Source organism: Deinococcus maricopensis DSM 21211 (genome assembly GCF_000186385.1).
Lineage (GTDB): Bacteria > Deinococcota > Deinococci > Deinococcales > Deinococcaceae > Deinococcus_B > Deinococcus_B maricopensis.
On record NC_014958.1, the window covers coordinates 1,397,507 to 1,411,854 of the forward strand.

General features: G+C 71.5%; 17 protein-coding genes. 10 read left to right on the forward strand and 7 right to left on the reverse strand.

Annotated features, from left to right (window positions below; all coding sequences use genetic code 11):
- Positions 1-9 precede the first annotated feature (9 nt).
- Together DEIMA_RS06530 and DEIMA_RS06535 are read right to left on the reverse strand one after the other, a co-directional pair.
- Positions 10-732, reverse strand: a complete 723-nt coding sequence (locus tag DEIMA_RS06530; RefSeq protein WP_013556440.1) for an aminotransferase class IV — start codon at positions 730-732, stop codon at positions 10-12.
- Positions 729-2,600, reverse strand: coding sequence for an aminodeoxychorismate components I/II (locus DEIMA_RS06535; RefSeq protein ID WP_013556441.1), 1,872 nt, complete (start codon positions 2,598-2,600; stop codon positions 729-731). Before DEIMA_RS06535 ends, DEIMA_RS06530 begins: the two co-directional genes overlap by 4 nt.
- A gap of 58 nt (positions 2,601-2,658) precedes the next feature.
- On the opposite strand from DEIMA_RS06535, the gene DEIMA_RS06540 reads away from it, so the two are divergent.
- The 8 genes from DEIMA_RS06540 (at position 2,659) to DEIMA_RS06575 (ending at position 6,911) form a co-directional block, all read left to right on the forward strand.
- Complete coding sequence (locus DEIMA_RS06540) at positions 2,659-3,345, forward strand: response regulator (RefSeq protein ID WP_013556442.1); 687 nt, start codon at positions 2,659-2,661, stop codon at positions 3,343-3,345.
- Between the two features lie 66 nt (positions 3,346-3,411).
- Positions 3,412-4,050 carry an HAD family hydrolase gene (locus DEIMA_RS06545; protein WP_013556443.1) on the forward strand — a complete coding sequence of 213 codons (639 nt, stop codon included), beginning with the start codon at positions 3,412-3,414 and terminating at the stop codon, positions 4,048-4,050.
- Between the two features lie 55 nt (positions 4,051-4,105).
- Positions 4,106-4,492 carry a DUF3208 domain-containing protein gene (locus tag DEIMA_RS06550; protein WP_013556444.1) on the forward strand — a complete coding sequence of 129 codons (387 nt, stop codon included), beginning with the start codon at positions 4,106-4,108 and terminating at the stop codon, positions 4,490-4,492.
- Between the two features lie 111 nt (positions 4,493-4,603).
- Positions 4,604-4,822 (forward strand): hypothetical protein, encoded by a 219-nt coding sequence (locus tag DEIMA_RS06555; protein ID WP_043816522.1) that lies wholly within the window; start codon positions 4,604-4,606, stop codon positions 4,820-4,822.
- Entirely contained in the window at positions 4,819-5,412 is a 594-nt protein-coding gene (locus DEIMA_RS06560; protein ID WP_013556446.1) for a DJ-1/PfpI family protein, read from the forward strand. Before DEIMA_RS06555 ends, DEIMA_RS06560 begins: the two co-directional genes overlap by 4 nt.
- Complete coding sequence (locus DEIMA_RS06565; protein ID WP_013556447.1) at positions 5,409-5,633, forward strand: hypothetical protein; 225 nt, start codon at positions 5,409-5,411, stop codon at positions 5,631-5,633. Before DEIMA_RS06560 ends, DEIMA_RS06565 begins: the two co-directional genes overlap by 4 nt.
- 56 nt (positions 5,634-5,689) lie before the next feature.
- Positions 5,690-6,085: a MerR family transcriptional regulator gene (locus DEIMA_RS06570; RefSeq protein ID WP_013556448.1), complete on the forward strand. Its 396-nt coding sequence runs from the start codon at positions 5,690-5,692 to the stop codon at positions 6,083-6,085.
- Positions 6,086-6,149: 64 nt separating this feature from the next.
- A complete protein-coding gene (locus tag DEIMA_RS06575; protein WP_013556449.1) occupies positions 6,150-6,911 on the forward strand; it encodes an MBL fold metallo-hydrolase in 762 nt (253 codons plus the stop codon).
- Here the strand turns inward: DEIMA_RS06575 and holA are convergent.
- Positions 6,901-7,803, reverse strand: coding sequence for a DNA polymerase III subunit delta (gene holA / locus DEIMA_RS06580; protein WP_013556450.1), 903 nt, complete (start codon positions 7,801-7,803; stop codon positions 6,901-6,903). The two genes, DEIMA_RS06575 and holA, sit on opposite strands and share 11 nt — an antisense overlap.
- A gap of 62 nt (positions 7,804-7,865) precedes the next feature.
- Positions 7,866-8,636, reverse strand: a complete 771-nt coding sequence (locus DEIMA_RS06585; RefSeq protein ID WP_043816524.1) for a serine/threonine-protein kinase — start codon at positions 8,634-8,636, stop codon at positions 7,866-7,868.
- 118 nt (positions 8,637-8,754) lie between these two features.
- On the opposite strand from DEIMA_RS06585, the gene hemB reads away from it, so the two are divergent.
- Together hemB and DEIMA_RS06595 are read left to right on the forward strand one after the other, a co-directional pair.
- A complete protein-coding gene (gene hemB / locus DEIMA_RS06590) occupies positions 8,755-9,744 on the forward strand; it encodes a porphobilinogen synthase (protein ID WP_013556452.1) in 990 nt (329 codons plus the stop codon).
- Positions 9,745-9,811: 67 nt separating this feature from the next.
- Complete coding sequence (locus tag DEIMA_RS06595) at positions 9,812-10,288, forward strand: hypothetical protein (protein ID WP_013556453.1); 477 nt, start codon at positions 9,812-9,814, stop codon at positions 10,286-10,288.
- Between the two features lie 58 nt (positions 10,289-10,346).
- Here the strand turns inward: DEIMA_RS06595 and DEIMA_RS06600 are convergent, their stop codons facing one another.
- The 3 genes from DEIMA_RS06600 to sdhA all read right to left on the reverse strand — a co-directional run bounded on the left by DEIMA_RS06600 (position 10,347) and on the right by sdhA (position 14,340).
- Positions 10,347-11,699: a cytochrome P450 gene (locus DEIMA_RS06600; RefSeq protein WP_013556454.1), complete on the reverse strand. Its 1,353-nt coding sequence runs from the start codon at positions 11,697-11,699 to the stop codon at positions 10,347-10,349.
- Between the two features lie 94 nt (positions 11,700-11,793).
- Positions 11,794-12,501 carry a succinate dehydrogenase iron-sulfur subunit gene (locus DEIMA_RS06605; RefSeq protein ID WP_013556455.1) on the reverse strand — a complete coding sequence of 236 codons (708 nt, stop codon included), beginning with the start codon at positions 12,499-12,501 and terminating at the stop codon, positions 11,794-11,796.
- A 99-nt stretch (positions 12,502-12,600) separates the two neighbouring features.
- Positions 12,601-14,340, reverse strand: coding sequence for a succinate dehydrogenase flavoprotein subunit (gene sdhA / locus DEIMA_RS06610; RefSeq protein WP_013556456.1), 1,740 nt, complete (start codon positions 14,338-14,340; stop codon positions 12,601-12,603).
- Positions 14,341-14,348 lie beyond the last annotated feature (8 nt).

Sequence of the window (14,348 nt, forward strand, 5' to 3'; positions counted from 1 at the left end):
CGACCGCGCCTAACGCGGCGGGTGAAAGGCCGGATGGCGCGCGGTCGGCCACGACGACGCCAGCGTGTACGTGCTGGCGTCGTCGTAGATGGCCGCCACGGGCAGCACGCCCACGCCGCTGCCTGCAATCCAGGCGCGCGCCACTCCAGGCAGGTCCTGTGAGGTGACGGGCGCGGTCCGCCACGCGCGCCCCGTGGCGGCCAGGAACGCGGCGCGTGTGACGCCCGGCAGCCCGCCCGCCGCGGCGATCAGCTCGCCGCGCACCTCTACGATGAGGCTGGTGCGGCTGCCGTCCACGAGCGCGCCGCGCTCGCCGCGCAGCAGCGCCTCAAAGTGCCCGCGTGTCGCCGCTGCGCGCGCGGCCAGCAGGTACGGCACGTAATTCCCGGTCTTGTGCGCGCCGAGTTGCGGGTGGACCTGCACGTCCGAGCACCACAGCGTGACGCCCGCCCTCGGCACGCGGACGGGCGCGAGGGGCGCGTGCGACCAGAACAGCCCATCCGGCGTGACCGTGAGCCGCAGCCGACCTTCCGGGAGGGCGTCCAGCCGGTCAGGGACGCCCTCCGCCTCGGCTGCAGGGTCGGGCAGACCCAGAACTGCGGCGTCCGCGCGCAGGCGCGCGAGGTGCGCGTCCCACAGCAGCGGCGCGCCCGCCTGGGTGCGCACGGTGGTGAACGCCGTCAGGCCGTGCAGCCACGCGCTGCCCGCGTACGCGTCCGGAAGGCGCGTCATGCGCGGCGCGCGAGGCGCAGCCAGTTCGCGAGCAGCGCTCGTCCGTGCGCACTCAGGACGCTCTCCGGGTGGAACTGCACGCCCCAGGCGGGCGCGTGCGCAGCACTCAGGCCCATAATCTCCCCGTCGGCACTGGTGGCCGTCACGCGCGCCGCGTCCGCCGGAAGGTCCCGCACCACCAGGGAGTGATACCGCGTGAACGCCGCCGGGCGGGGCAGCCCGGCAAAGACGCCCTGACCATCGTGCGCGACCGCTTCCGGCTTGCCGTGCACCGCCACGCCCGCGCGCGTCACCGTGCCGCCCAGCACCTCCCCGAGCGCCTGATGACCCAGGCACACGCCCAGCAGCGGCACGCCCGCATTCAGGCACGCCTGCACGAGCGGCAGCGTCACGCCGCTCGTGCGCGGCGTGCCCGGCCCGGGCCCGATCAGCACCGCGTCTGCTCCCAGCGCCAGCAGCTCCTCCAGGGCCGCCGTGTGAGCGCGGACATCCACGTCCGCGCCGAGGGCCAGCAGGTCATGCCGGAGGTTGTGCGTGAACGAATCGAAGTTGTCGAGCAGCAGCACCCGCGCGGGCACGCGGTCCGGCGCGGCGGGCGGCGCCCACGCCCGCCCATGCACGGGCGGCTGCGGCGCGCGCGGCGGGCGGCCCGGCAGACCGCCCAGGACGCTCAGGAGCGCCTGCGCCTTGTGCATCGTCTCGCGCGCCTCCGCCGCCGGGTCGCTGTCGATCACCACGCCCGCCCCGGACCGCACCGTGACCGTCCACCCTTCGCCCGCGCGCGTGAACCCGGCCGTGCGGATCAGGATGTTCACGTCCACCCGAGCGCCCGAAAGAACGCCCAGTCCGCCCGTGTACCACCCGCGCGGCCCCGGCTCGAGGTCCCGGATGGCCTGCATCACGCGGCGTTTTGGCGCGCCCGTGATCGTCCCGCCGGGGAAGGTCGCCGCGAGCACGTCGCGCACCGTGAGGTCCGGCGCGGCGTCCGCGACCACCTCAGACACGAGGTGCATCACGTGGCTGTAGCGTTCGACCAGCATCAGGTCCGGGACGCGCACCGACCCGCTCGCCGCGACCGCGCCCAGGTCGTGCCGCACCAGGTCTACCAGCATGACGTGCTCCGCGACCTCCTTGGGGTCGTGGCGCAGCTCCGCTTCGAGCGCGGCGTCCTCCTCGGGCGTATCCCCGCGCCGCCGCGTTCCGGCAATGGGGCGGGCGCTCACCTGACCGTCCGCCCAGAGCACCAGGCGTTCCGGGCTGCCGGACACCACCACCTCGTCCTCGCCCAGTTCCGCGTACGCCATGAACGGGCTGGGGTTCACGTCCCGCAGGTGCAGGTACGCGGCGAGCGGGTCGCCGTGCGCGCTCGCCTGCACGCCGCGCGACAAGTTCACCTGATACACCTCGCCCGCGCGGATCAGGTCCTGCACGGCCCGCACGCCCGCCGGGAAGTCCACGTCGTCCGCGGAGAAGGCGCCCACGCGCAGCGTCGGTTCGGGCGCGGCTGGCGCGCGCCGCAGCGCTGCCCAGTCCACGTGCGCCTCCCCGACCACCTCAAGCGTTCCCGCCGCGCGGTCCCACACCAGCCCACTCGGGTACAGGCCCCACAGCTGCGCCGGACCGCTCGCCGCGTGCGCCGGGAGGTGCAGGTCCCGCGCGCCCTCGTACTTCAACCCGCCCAGCCACGCCGGGAACAGCCCGGACCCCGCGGGGCGCTCCGGCAGGGTCGACACGACCTGCCGCGGCGCCGCGCTCATCAGCGTGTAGCGCGCGTCCGCCGTGACCGGGCCGAGCGACTCCAGCAGCACCACCCCGCGCCACCCCAGCGCCCGCGCGCGCAGCAGGGCCTCACGCGGCGTCATGGTCATGCCCGCTTCACTCACGAGCGGCAGTATAGGTCCCCCTTCAGCCCGTACACTGGGCGGCATGAACGAAGGCCCCACCAGCCCCGAGCAGGACGCCCCCATCACGCTGCTGCTCGTCGATGATCACCCCGTCGTCCGCAAAGGCACCCGCGACCTCCTGGAGGGCGAGCCGGACCTCAAGGTGCTCGGCGAGGCCGAAAACGGCGAGGACGCCATCCAGAAAACCCGCGACCTCCAGCCGAACGTCATCCTGATGGACGTCAGCATGCCCGGCATGAACGGCATCGAAGCGACCAAACGCATCAAGGCTGAAATGCCGCACGTGGGCGTACTCGTGCTCACCAGCTACGACGACGACGCCTACGTGTTCGCGCTGCTCGAGGCGGGCGCCGCCGGGTACCTCCTCAAGAACGCCCGCGAGGACGAACTGCTCGGCGCGGTGCGCGCCGTCGCCGCCGGCGAGAGCGCCCTGCACCCCAGCGTGGCCCGCAAGGTGCTGGAGCGCTTCAGCACCAACCAGACGCCCAGCCCGCCCGAGGAGACGCTCAGCCCCCGCGAGCTGGAGGTGCTGCGCATCGCCGCGACCGGCCGCACCAACAAGGAAATCGCCCGGGACCTCGACATCAGCCCGCGCACGGTGCAGGTGCACCTCGCGAACATCTTCAGCAAGCTGGGCGTGGGCAGCCGCACCGAGGCGGTGCTGTACGGCATCAAGCGCGGGTGGATCAACCCGAACGAACTCGACTGAGCGCGCCGCGCGCGGGGGCCGTCGTCTGGACGGCCCCCGCCTCATGGGCCCGCGGGGCACGTCAGAATGGGCCGCATGACCATCACGCAGCGGCATGTGGCCTTCGACTGGGGCGGCGTCTTCACGGTCGGAACTTTCGACGGGCGCAGCACAGGACGCCTCGCAGAGCACCTGAACCTGCCCGTGGACGCCGTCCGCGACAGTTACTTCCGGCACGTGCACCAGCTGGAAGTGGGCACCTGGAGCCTCCCGCAGTTCTGGACGGTCATGGCCGGGGAGCTCGGAACGACCCTCCCGTACGCCGACTTCGAGGCGCTGTACGTGGGCAGCATCCACCGCAACGCTCCCATGTACGACCTGATCACGCGCCTCCCGGACGGCGTACGCGTGGGCCTGCTCAGCAACAACTACCCCATCATCAGCGACCACCTCCGCGCCGACCCGGCCTGGGCGCGCATGGACGCCCTGGTGTTCAGCAACGAGATCGGCATGAAGAAACCCGACCCGCGCGCCTTCGACGCGCTCGCGGACGCCATGCAGGTCCCACGCGAGACGGTGGCCTTCGTGGACGACGTGCCCGAGAACATCGCTGCGGCGAACGCGAGCGGCTTTCACGGCCTGCTCTACCACCACGAGCACCATGCGGCGTTCGCGCGTGAACTCGCTGCGTGGCTGGCCGTGCCGGCAGGCACCCTGGGCGCCTGAGCCCCCGGGGACCGTGCGCACCATTCGCGCGGACCCCGTGGGGTAAGCTGCGAAGGTGACCACTGATCAAGACCCCCCGGAGCCGAGTTCCACGCCCCGGACCCACAGCGCGGGCCGCGCCGCGGTGCGCCTGCTGCAAGGTTACGTGTGGCACCCACGTGACCTCGACATGGACCTGGAAAGCTACCTGCCGCACGAACTGGACGACGCGTACGTCCTGTGGGACCCCGTGAACCCGCCGTTCGCGTTCTTCGAGAACGGCGAGCCGACCGCGTCGCAGGTGTTCTACCAGTTCACGACGCTGCAGATGTACGACGAGAAGCCCGACGCGGACACCATGCACGCGCACGCGCAGGCGGTCAGCGAGGCCCTGAACCCCCTGCTGGAGGGCACGCCGCCCGGCGTGGGCTGGCAGCTGTGGGAAGACCTGCGCGACCTCTGAACGATCCCAGGGGGCCGGGGGTCCTGCCCGCCGCACTCAAGACAACCTTCACGCCCGCAGAACCGGCCTTCCTGGGTGGCGCGCTGCGGGCCACGCGAGTACACTGACGCCGTGACGTTCCCGTGGCTGGACCTGCTGGCGGAGGGTGATATCCACCCGCGCCGCTTCGACAGCACCAAAACCCTCGACTCGTACCTGCGCCGCATCGAACGCCTGGACGACGAGGCGCGCGCCGCGCTGCTCCGTGACTTCCACGTCGGGCCGCCACTTGCGCGCCGCGCGTACCGCATCCTGCCGGTCCGCCCGCCCGAGCCGGGGGAGACCCCTTGACGACCGCGCCGGACGCGCCCGCCCACGTGGCCGTGCTGGTGTACATGGGCGTCGCGGAACTGGACCTGGGCGGCATGCTCGGCGGGGTGTACCACCTCGCCGGCGAAGGGCGCGCGTTCACGGTCGCGCGCTCGCGCATGAGCCTCGTCGGCGCGGGCGGCCTCGTGACCACGCCGCAGCGCATCTTCGCGGCCCTGGAGCCGCCCGCCGCCGTCCTGATTCCCGGCGGCGCCCTCGCGGGCGCGCAGAAGGCCGCCCGCGACCCCCTCGTGCGCGCCTTCCTGACTGCGCAGGTCGAGCGCGGCATTCCGGTGGCGGCCGTCGGCGCGGGCGTGCTGCTGCTCGCGGACGCCGCGCTGCTCACGGACCGCGAGGTCGGGTGCAGCGCGGACCTCGCAGACACCGTGTGGGGCGCGAACCCGTCGGGCGTGCGCGTGAACGCCGTCGTCACGGACGGGCATATCACGACCGCGCCGGGCGGTCTGGGGGCGCTGCGCGCGACGTTCGCGGCCCTGCGCGGCACCTACCCCGATGCGGACGTGGACGCCGCTGCCGCACGCCTGGGTCTGGAGACCCCCGCACCCGCATGACGACCGAGTACATCACCGTCACGCCCGCCCCGAACACCGAAACCCTGCACGCACTGATCGGCGCGCGCCCCGGCGTGCACGTCACGCGCGGCACGGACGCCGCCGGACGTGAACGCGTGGTGCTCACGGTCCGCGCGGCGGACGCGGACGCCGTGAGCACCACCCGCGACGCGCTGATCCGCACGGCGCGCACCCTCGGCCTGCGCGCCTTCGTCGTCTGACCCGCACGGCGGGCCCCCTTGACCCTCACGCAGGTGTGAGGGTTTACCCTGAACGCGTGGAAGGATTACGCATCGGCCAGGTGGCCCGCGCGACGGGCGTCAGTGTCCGCGCCATCCGGCATTACGACCAGCTGGGCCTGCTCATGCCGGGCCGCGCCGACAACCACTACCGGACCTTCCACGCCGCCGACATCGACCGCGTGAAGCTCATTCAGCTGTTCCTGAGCGTCGGCTTCACCCTCGACGAGATTCGCCGCTGGGCGCCCTGTTTCCAGGAGGGAAGCTCGTCCACCACGCTCGAACACCCGCTCGACGAGGTCCGCGCGTTCTACGCCCGCAAAATCGCGGACGTCGAGGCGCGCATGCGGGCGCTGGAACTGCTGCACGCGAAACTGCAGCGGCACGTCCGCACGCTGGGCGATCACGCGCACGACGTCCCCGTCCACCCGTAAGCCGCTCCGTTCCCTCGCGCCACGCGGCCCGCGCCGCTGTGGTGTCCGCCCCCCTGGAGGGCCCATGCACCTGCAGCTGATCCGCAACGCCACCCTTCGCCTGTCGTACGCCGGCCAGACCCTCCTGATCGACCCGTGGCTCGCGCCGCGCCACGCGGTCCGCAGCTTCGGCGGGCGCAGCCGCAACCCCACCGTGGACCTGCTCATGCCCGTGGACGCCGTGCTCGGCGGCGTGGACCTGACGCTCGTGTCGCACCTGCATCCCGACCACTTCGACACGGACCCTGTCCGCCTTCCCCTGGACGGGCCGCTGCTCGCCCCGCCCGCCGAGGCGGCCGCGTTGCGCACCCTCGGGTTCACGGACGTCCTCACCCTGGAGGACGCCGTCACGTGGCGTGGCCTCCACATCACCCGCACGCCCGGCGCGCACGGCACCGGCACCGCCCGCGCCGCCATGGGCGAGGTGAGCGGCTTCGTGTTCCGCGCCGACGGCGAACCGACCGTGTACTGGGCGGGCGACACCATCTGGAATGATGACGTCGCCCGCACCATCGAGCAGCACGCGCCCGACGTGATCGTCGTGCACGCCGCCGGCGCGCAGTACGAGGGGACACTCATCATCATGGACGCCGAGCAGGCGCTCGCCGTGTGCGCCGCCGCGCCGCGCGCCGTGGTGGTCGCCACGCACCTGGAGGCCGTGGACCACGCCACCGTCACCCGCGCGGATCTGCGCGCCGCCGCGGCCCGCGCCGGCCTCGCAGACCGCCTCCTCGTCCCGGAGGACGGGGAGACGCTGTCCCTGCCTGCTCAGGCCGTTACAGGCTGAGCGATACCAGCAGGCGCTCCAGCGTGCTCGCCGGGTCCTGCCCGCTCTTCATCGCCTGGTCGGCGTCCTGAATGCGGCGCAGGTGCGCGCGGATCTTCCCCTCGTTCAGGCGGCGCGCGACCTCCAGGGCCTTTTTGGCAGGGTACGGCTTCACGCCCAGCCGGGACGCCGCCGTGTGCTCGTTCACGGCGCCGCCCTCCTGCAGCAGCGCCACGCAGCGCGCCACCAGGCTGTACTGCCACACGACCGCCCCCATCAGCTTGAAGGGGTCCTCGCCGCTCGCCAGCAGGCGCCGCAACTGCCCGGCCGCCTCGCCCGGGCGGCCGGCCGTGGCGGCGCCCAGCATCGCGAAACTGTCCCCAGGCGCTTCACGGCCCACAACGCGCGTGACCACGTCACGCGTCAGGGTGGGTACGTCCAGGAACGCGAGCTTGTTCAGCTCCGCGACGATGCCCGCCAGGTCCGCGCTGAACACCTCCGCGAGGTACATGGCGGCGTCCCGGTCGAGTTTCAGGCGCAGGGCGCGCGCGCGGCCCGCCACCCACCCCGCCACCTCGCCCGGTTTCGTGGGGGCGGGGGAGGCGTGGTGCTCACCGTGCTTCTCGTACAGCTTCACGCGCGTGGCCGGGCCGTTCGGGTCGAGGACCGCGACGGTCGCGTCGGCACGCGCGAGCAGGTCCGTGAGGTCCTTCGTGACCTTCACGCCCTCCAGGTCCACGAGGACCGTGGCCTCCCCGAACAGGGACGGCACCAGCAGCGGCGCGAGCGCGTCGGTCCGGACGTCGTCGCCGCTGACGCGCGGCACGTCCCGCCACGCCACGCCGCGCGCTGACAGCACCTCGCGGGCGCGCTCCTCCGCGAGAAAATGATTGCCCGTGAACCCCAGCAGCATGCCCGGAGGATAGCGTGCGGGCCACACCCCGCGCGGCGTGACCCGTCACGCTCAGGTCGCCTTCAGCTCTGCAGGTGCTCCTCGGCGCGTTCCAGTTCGATCAGCATGCTCATGGCGCTCGGCGGGCGCCCCTCCGGGTCGCGCGCGAGTCCGCACTCCATCAGGGGGTGCAGGGCGGGCGGGCCGGGCAGCGGGAGCCGCTCCAGGTTCGTGCCGCTCAGCCACCCGAGCGGATCCGGGTGCGGTGGGACGCCCGCGAGCGCCTCGAACAGCATGACCGTCACGGCGTACAGGTCGCTGCGAGGGTCGTCGCGCACGCCCTTGTACTGTTCGGGCGCCATGTAGTGCGGCGTGCCCATGCGTTCGCCCATGGACGTGATGCGCGTGAGCGCCGTGTCGTGCGACATGCCGAAGTCCGTGACGACCGCGCGCCCGTCCTCCAGCATGACGTTTTCCGGTTTCAGGTCGAGGTGCATGATGCCGCGCGCGTGCGCGTACGCGATGGCGCTCATGACGCCGCGGAACAGCCGGAACGCCTCGCGGGGCGGGGCGCGCCGTCCGCGCAGGTGATCGCGCAGGGTCGGGCCGTCCACAAACTGGTACACGAGCTGCGTGCGCGTGTGCGCGAGCAGCGGCACGATGTTCGGGTGCGCGAGGCGCGCGGCAATCTCCCCCTCGCGGTGGAAGCGGCGGATCACGTCCGGGTGGTCGTGGGAGATGGTCTTCACGATCACCCAGCGGCCCTCCCAGCGGGCACGCTCGACGCGCATGCCGAACTTCTCCGTGATGACGTGCGGAGTGCGAACACGAAGGGGAGCCGCCGAGACCGTCATGCCCCATTGTAAACACGTTGTGAGAAATCCGACAGTGCCTGAAGGGCGGGTGAACGCCCCGCCCCCAACCGGGACGCGTTGCCTGGTGGCCACGTGCAGGGCGCGCTACGCTGCGCGCATGACCCTCACCCACCGCCCCCGCCGCCTGCGCCGCACGCCCTCCCTGCGCGCCCTCACGCGCGAAACGACGCTCACCCCCGAACAGCTCATCCACCCGCTCTTCGTGCACGAGGGCGAAGGACTCACCGAAATCAAGACCATGCCCGGCGTGTACCGCCACGACGTGCCCGGCGCCGTCGCGAGCGCGCAGGAGGCCTGGGCCCTCGGCATCCGCAGCGTCATCCTGTTCGGCATTCCCGACCACAAGGACGCGCACGGCAGCGGCGCGTACGCCGGTGAGGGCGTCATTCAGCGCGCCACGCGCGCCATCAAGGCCGCCCTGCCCGACCTGACCGTCATCGCGGATACCTGCCTGTGCGAGTACACCGACCACGGCCACTGCGGCCCGCTCGTCGCCGACGGGCGCGGCGGGTGGCTCATCGACAACGACGGCGCCCTCGACCTGCTCGCGCAGACCGCCGTCTCGCAGGCGCAGGCCGGCGCGGACATCATCGCGCCGAGCGCCATGATGGACGGCCAGATCGCCGCGCTCCGCATCGCCCTTGACGCCGCCGGCTTCAAGGACACCCCCATCATGAGCTACGCCGTGAAGTACGCCAGCGCGTACTACGGCCCGTTCCGCGACGCCGCCGGCAGCGCCCCCAGCTTCGGGGACCGCAGCAGCTACCAGATGGACCCGCGCGGCGGGTACCGCGAAGCGCTCCGCGAAGCGCGCCTCGACGTGGAGCAGGGCGCGGACTTCCTGATGGTGAAACCCGCCCTCGCGTACCTCGACGTGATGCGCACCGTCCGCGACGCGTTCGACCTGCCGATGATCGCGTACAACGTCAGCGGCGAGTACAGCATGGTGAAGGCCGCCGCGCAGCTCAGCTTTATGGACGAGCGCCGCACTGTCCTGGAAACCCTGATCGGCATGCGCCGCGCCGGCGCCGACGCGATCCTGACGTACCACGCGCTCGACGCCGCCCGCTGGCTCCGCGAAGCCTGAAGCCCACACGCGCCGCGCCCCCCGGACTCACCCGCGCGTCAGGAACGCTGCTTACGCTGAGGACACCATGAACGCCACCCCGCTGCTGTTCGCGTCCGCCCTGCTGCTCGGCGCGTGCGCGCCCACCGTCACCTCCCCGCAGGGTCGCCTGGTAAACACCACCACCGGCCAGGAAGGCGCCATCGCCTTCGACGGCACCCTCGCGCCCGACTGGACGCTGCCCACCAGCAAGCCGAACGTGACGATCCGCCTCGGCGCGGACGTGTACACCGGCCGCTACACCGTCTTGGACGACAGCGCCACGCCCGGTCCGTTGCGGCTGGGCGTCACGGTGGGCGCGAGCTTCGGGAACACGAACAGTACCGCGTACGGCGGCAGCATCGAGGCGGGCACCCGCCGCACCGCCGCGCCCCGCAACGGCAACCTGATCGCCAAGACCCCAGCGGGCCAGGTCCTCACCTGCACCTTCCAGGTGGACGTGAACCGCCACGGCATCGGCGAATGCCAGGACGGCCGCGGCGGCCGTTACGCCCTGCAGTTCTGACGAACCCCGAAACGAGTGTGCAGGAGGGCCGCCCGGTCGGGCAGCCCTGCGCATGGGGTCAGGCGAGCAGCGTGACCGGGTGGTGCCGCACCGCCCGGACACTCAGCGTCAGCCGCGCGTCCGGACTGGGGGTGGGCCGCGCCACCTCGCGCAGGCGGTACGCCGGGTCGAGGTGCAGGTCCAGCGTCCGCACGACCGCCGCCGCGTTTAGCATGATCAGGCCCTCCGCGAGGCCACTGCCAAGGCACGTGTGCGTGCCCACCCCGAACGGCGCGTACGCGCCCGGCTGACGGTGCTCCGCCCGGCCCGGCTCGAACCGGGCCGGGTCGAACGTCGCCGCGTGCGGGTACAACTGATCCAGGCCGTGCGCGACGCTCGTGGCGATCAGCACCTGACTGCCCGCCGGCACCGTGTGCCCCGCGAACGTGAACGCCTCGTTCGCCGTGCGCGTGATGGCTGGCGCGATCGGGTGCAGCCGCAGCGTCTCCATGACCGCGTGGTGCAGGTGCGGCATGCGCCCCAGCGCCTCCGCGCGCGGCGGGCCGTCCGCGAACGCTGCGTCCACTTCCGCGCGGACGGCCTCCAGCACGTCCGGGTGCCGGTGCAGGCGGTACAGCACGAACGCGAGGCTGTTCGCGGCCGTGTCGAGCCCGGCGATGAACGCGCCCATCGCCGCGAGGCGTACGTCCGCGTCGCTCCAGAAGTCCGGCGCGGCGGCCTGCGCGGCCAGCACGTCATCCACGAGGTCCGGGGCGCGGTCCACCGGTGGGTGCGCGCGGTGCCACGCCACGAGGTCGTCCACCATGCGGTACACGCGCGCCTTCGCCTGCAGGTAACGGGGGGTGCGCAGCGCGGCGCGCGGCCAGCGGCGCGTGACCGTCACCATCAGGCCGGTTTGCACGAACGCCAGGATGTCCGCGAGGTACGGCCGGGCCGTGCCCGTCACGGCGACGCGCGCGAGCTGCTCCGTGACGGTCGCCTTGCACCACGGCGCGACGCGCAGCGTATCGCCCGGCCGGTAGGGGAGGAGGTCCTCGGCGGCCACGGCGAGGACCGGGCGGACGTTCGCCTCGAAGTGCGAGCGGCTGTACGCGCGCCGCTCCACCCGCCGGAACGCGCGATGCTCCTCGCCGTCCACGCTGATCAGCGAGCGCGTGACGCCGCCCATCTCGCGGTCGTTGTCCTGCCAGAACTCCTTCGAGCGGAACAGCTGCGCGCCCTGCCGGGCCGCGAACACGTTCGCTTCCGCGCCCGCGAGGACCATAAGGCGCTCCGGGCCGGCGTGCACGCGGAACACTGGGCCGAGGTCCTGGTACGTGCGTGTCAGGAACCCGCGCGTGTCCGCTGCGAGGTCCAGGGCGCTGCCGAGTACGGGCCAGCCGCGCGCGAGTGGTGGTGCGGATGCAGTCATGAAAGCCTCCCCACCCCAGCATAGGGGAGGAGGCCCCGCAGCACGAACGCAGGCGCCCCCGACCGGCCGGTCGGGGGCGCCTGGGAGCGGAAGGTCAGGCCTGCTGGTACATCACGGCGCGCTTGACTTCCTCGATCAGCTGCGTGATCGGGATGTCACGCGGGCACGCCTCGGTGCAGTTGTACGCGGTGCGGCAGCGCCACACGCCCGTGTTCTGGTTGAGGATGTTCAGGCGCGCGTTCGCGGCCTTGTCGCGGCTGTCGAAGATGAAGCGGTGCGCCTGTACGATCGCGGCCGGGCCGAGGTAACGGCCGTTCACCCAGAAGATCGGGCAGGACGTGGTGCAGCACGCGCACAGGATGCAGTTGCTGCTGTGGTCCATGCGCTCCGAGTCCTCGATGCTCTGGATGCGCTCGCCCGGGGGGGGCGGCTCGTCGTTCACGAAGTACGGCATGACGGCGCGGTACGCGTCGAAGAACGGCTCCATGTCGGTCAGGAGGTCCTTTTCGACCTTCAGGCCGCGGATCGGCTCGACGGTGATGGTGCCGCCGTCCTTCGCGACGTCCTGCAGCAGGGTCTTGCAGGCGAGGCGGTTGCGGCCGTTGATCAGCATCGCGTCGCTGCCGCAGATGCCGTGCGCGCAGGAGCGGCGGAACGTCAGGGTGCTGTCTTCGTACCACTTGACGTAGTTCAGGACGTCCAGAACGCGGTCGCCCGGCTGGGCTTCCACGCTGAAGGTCTGCCAGTGCTGCTTCTTGTCCCGTTCCGGGTCGAAGCGCAGGATCTTCACGTTGATCTTCATTCGGTCACCTCAGAGCAGGATACGCCCGTGCGGGACGGCCCGCACCCCTCTGGATTACGTTCAGGGCGAAGCGGCGGGCGTTCGGCCCGCCGCCGTTCATCAGTACACGCGCGGTTTCGGCTCGAACTTGCCGAGCACCACCGGCTTGTACCCGATGTTCACGTTGCCGTTGCCGCGCATGTCGCGGTACGCCATCGTGTGCTTCAGCCAGTTCGCGTCGTCACGCTCGGTGTAGTCCTCGCGGTCGTGCGCGCCGCGCGACTCCGTGCGGTTCAGGGCGCTCGCGGTCATCGCCTCGGCACAGTCCAGCAGGAACCCCACCTCGACCGTTTCCATCAATTCGCTGTTGTAGCGCGTGCCGGTGTCGCTGACGCTGACGTTCCGGTAGCGGTCCTTGAGTTCCTTGATGATCTCGACCTGCTTGGCCATGTCCGGACCGTTGCGGAAGATGCCGACGTTCGCCATCATCGTTTCCTGCAGTTCCTTACGGATCCGCGCGGCGTTCTCGCGGCCCTGGCCGGTCTTCAGGCTGGCGATCATGTCGCTCGCCATGGCCGCGGGGTTCACGGGCATGTCCGCCAGGACGGCGTCACGCGCGAACTTCGCAGCGGCCACGCCGGCGCGGCGCCCGAACACGATCAGGTCGCCGAGGCTGTTCGTGCCGAGGCGGTTCGCGCCGTGCAGCGACACGCACGCGACCTCACCGGCGGCGTACAGGCCCGTGATGAGCTGGCCGTCGTCAGTGGCGATGCACTCGCCGTCGAGCGTCGTGGGAATGCCGCCCATCGCGTAGTGCGCGGTCGGCTGGATCGGCACGAGCTGCTTGACCGGGTCGATGCCGAGGTACGTGCGCGACAGGTCGGTGATTTCCGCGAGTTTCTGCTCCACCGCTTCGCGCGGCAGGTGCGTCACGTCGAGGAAGATGGCGTCCTTGTCGGGGCCGACGCCGCGACCCTCGCGGATCTCGCTGATGATCGCGCGGCTCACCATGTCGCGCGGCGCGAGGTCCTTGATGGTCGGCGCGTAGCGCTCCATGAAGCGCTCGCCGCTTTCGTTGCGCAGAATGCCGCCCTCACCGCGCACGCCCTCGGTGATGAGGATGCCGAGCTTGGCAATGCCGGTCGGGTGGAACTGGTAGAACTCCATGTCCTCCAGCGGCAGGCCCTTGCGGTAGTAGATGCTCATCAGGTCGCCGGTGAGCGTCAGCGCGTTCGAGGTGATCTTGAACGCGCGCCCGTACCCGCCGCTCGCGAGAATGACGGCCTTCGCGTGGAAGGTGTGCAGCTCGCCCGTGGCGATGTCGTACGCGACGATGCCGCGGCACACGCCGTCCTCGATGATCAGGTCAAGGACCTGGTACTCGTTGAAGAACGTCGTGCCGGCCTTGACGTTCTGTTGGTACAGCGTCTGAAGGATCATGTGGCCAGTGCGGTCCTTCGCGTAGCAGGAGCGTTCCACGGCGGCCTTGCCGAACTCGCGGGTATGCCCACCGAACTTGCGCTGCGCGATCTTGCCTTCGGGCGTGCGCGAGAAGGGGAGCCCCATGTGCTCCAGCTCGTACACGGCCTCAATGATGTCCTTCGCGAAGATCTCGGCGGCGTCCTGGTCGGTCAGGTAGTCGCCCCCTTTGATCGTGTCGAACATGTGCCATTCCCAGTGGTCCTCGGCGACGTTGCCGAGGGCCGCGCCGATCCCGCCCTGCGCGGCGCCCGTGTGGGAACGGGTGGGGTAGAGCTTGCTGACGACCGCGACGGAAACGTTCCCTTTCGCGGCGTACAGCGCAGCCATCAGGCCAGCGCCGCCAGCGCCGACCACCAGTACGTCATAACGATGATGCATTCAGTGTC

Bases quoted from the DNA above. Each gene is read 5' to 3' on its own strand.
- DEIMA_RS06530 (WP_013556440.1), bottom strand. From the start codon at position 732: ATGACGCGCCTTCCGGACGCGTACGCGGGCAGCGCGTGGCTGCACGGC.
- DEIMA_RS06535 (WP_013556441.1), bottom strand. From the start codon at position 2,600: ATGACCATGACGCCGCGTGAGGCCCTGCTGCGCGCGCGGGCGCTGGGG.
- DEIMA_RS06540 (WP_013556442.1), top strand. From the start codon at position 2,659: ATGAACGAAGGCCCCACCAGCCCCGAGCAGGACGCCCCCATCACGCTG.
- DEIMA_RS06545 (WP_013556443.1), top strand. From the start codon at position 3,412: ATGGGCCGCATGACCATCACGCAGCGGCATGTGGCCTTCGACTGGGGC.
- DEIMA_RS06565 (WP_013556447.1), top strand. From the start codon at position 5,409: ATGACGACCGAGTACATCACCGTCACGCCCGCCCCGAACACCGAAACC.
- DEIMA_RS06575 (WP_013556449.1), top strand. From the start codon at position 6,150: ATGCACCTGCAGCTGATCCGCAACGCCACCCTTCGCCTGTCGTACGCC.
- holA (WP_013556450.1), bottom strand. From the start codon at position 7,803: ATGCTGCTGGGGTTCACGGGCAATCATTTTCTCGCGGAGGAGCGCGCC.
- DEIMA_RS06585 (WP_043816524.1), bottom strand. From the start codon at position 8,636: ATGACGGTCTCGGCGGCTCCCCTTCGTGTTCGCACTCCGCACGTCATC.
- hemB (WP_013556452.1), top strand. From the start codon at position 8,755: ATGACCCTCACCCACCGCCCCCGCCGCCTGCGCCGCACGCCCTCCCTG.
- DEIMA_RS06595 (WP_013556453.1), top strand. From the start codon at position 9,812: ATGAACGCCACCCCGCTGCTGTTCGCGTCCGCCCTGCTGCTCGGCGCG.
- DEIMA_RS06600 (WP_013556454.1), bottom strand. From the start codon at position 11,699: ATGACTGCATCCGCACCACCACTCGCGCGCGGCTGGCCCGTACTCGGC.
- DEIMA_RS06605 (WP_013556455.1), bottom strand. From the start codon at position 12,501: ATGAAGATCAACGTGAAGATCCTGCGCTTCGACCCGGAACGGGACAAG.
- sdhA (WP_013556456.1), bottom strand. From the start codon at position 14,340: ATGCATCATCGTTATGACGTACTGGTGGTCGGCGCTGGCGGCGCTGGC.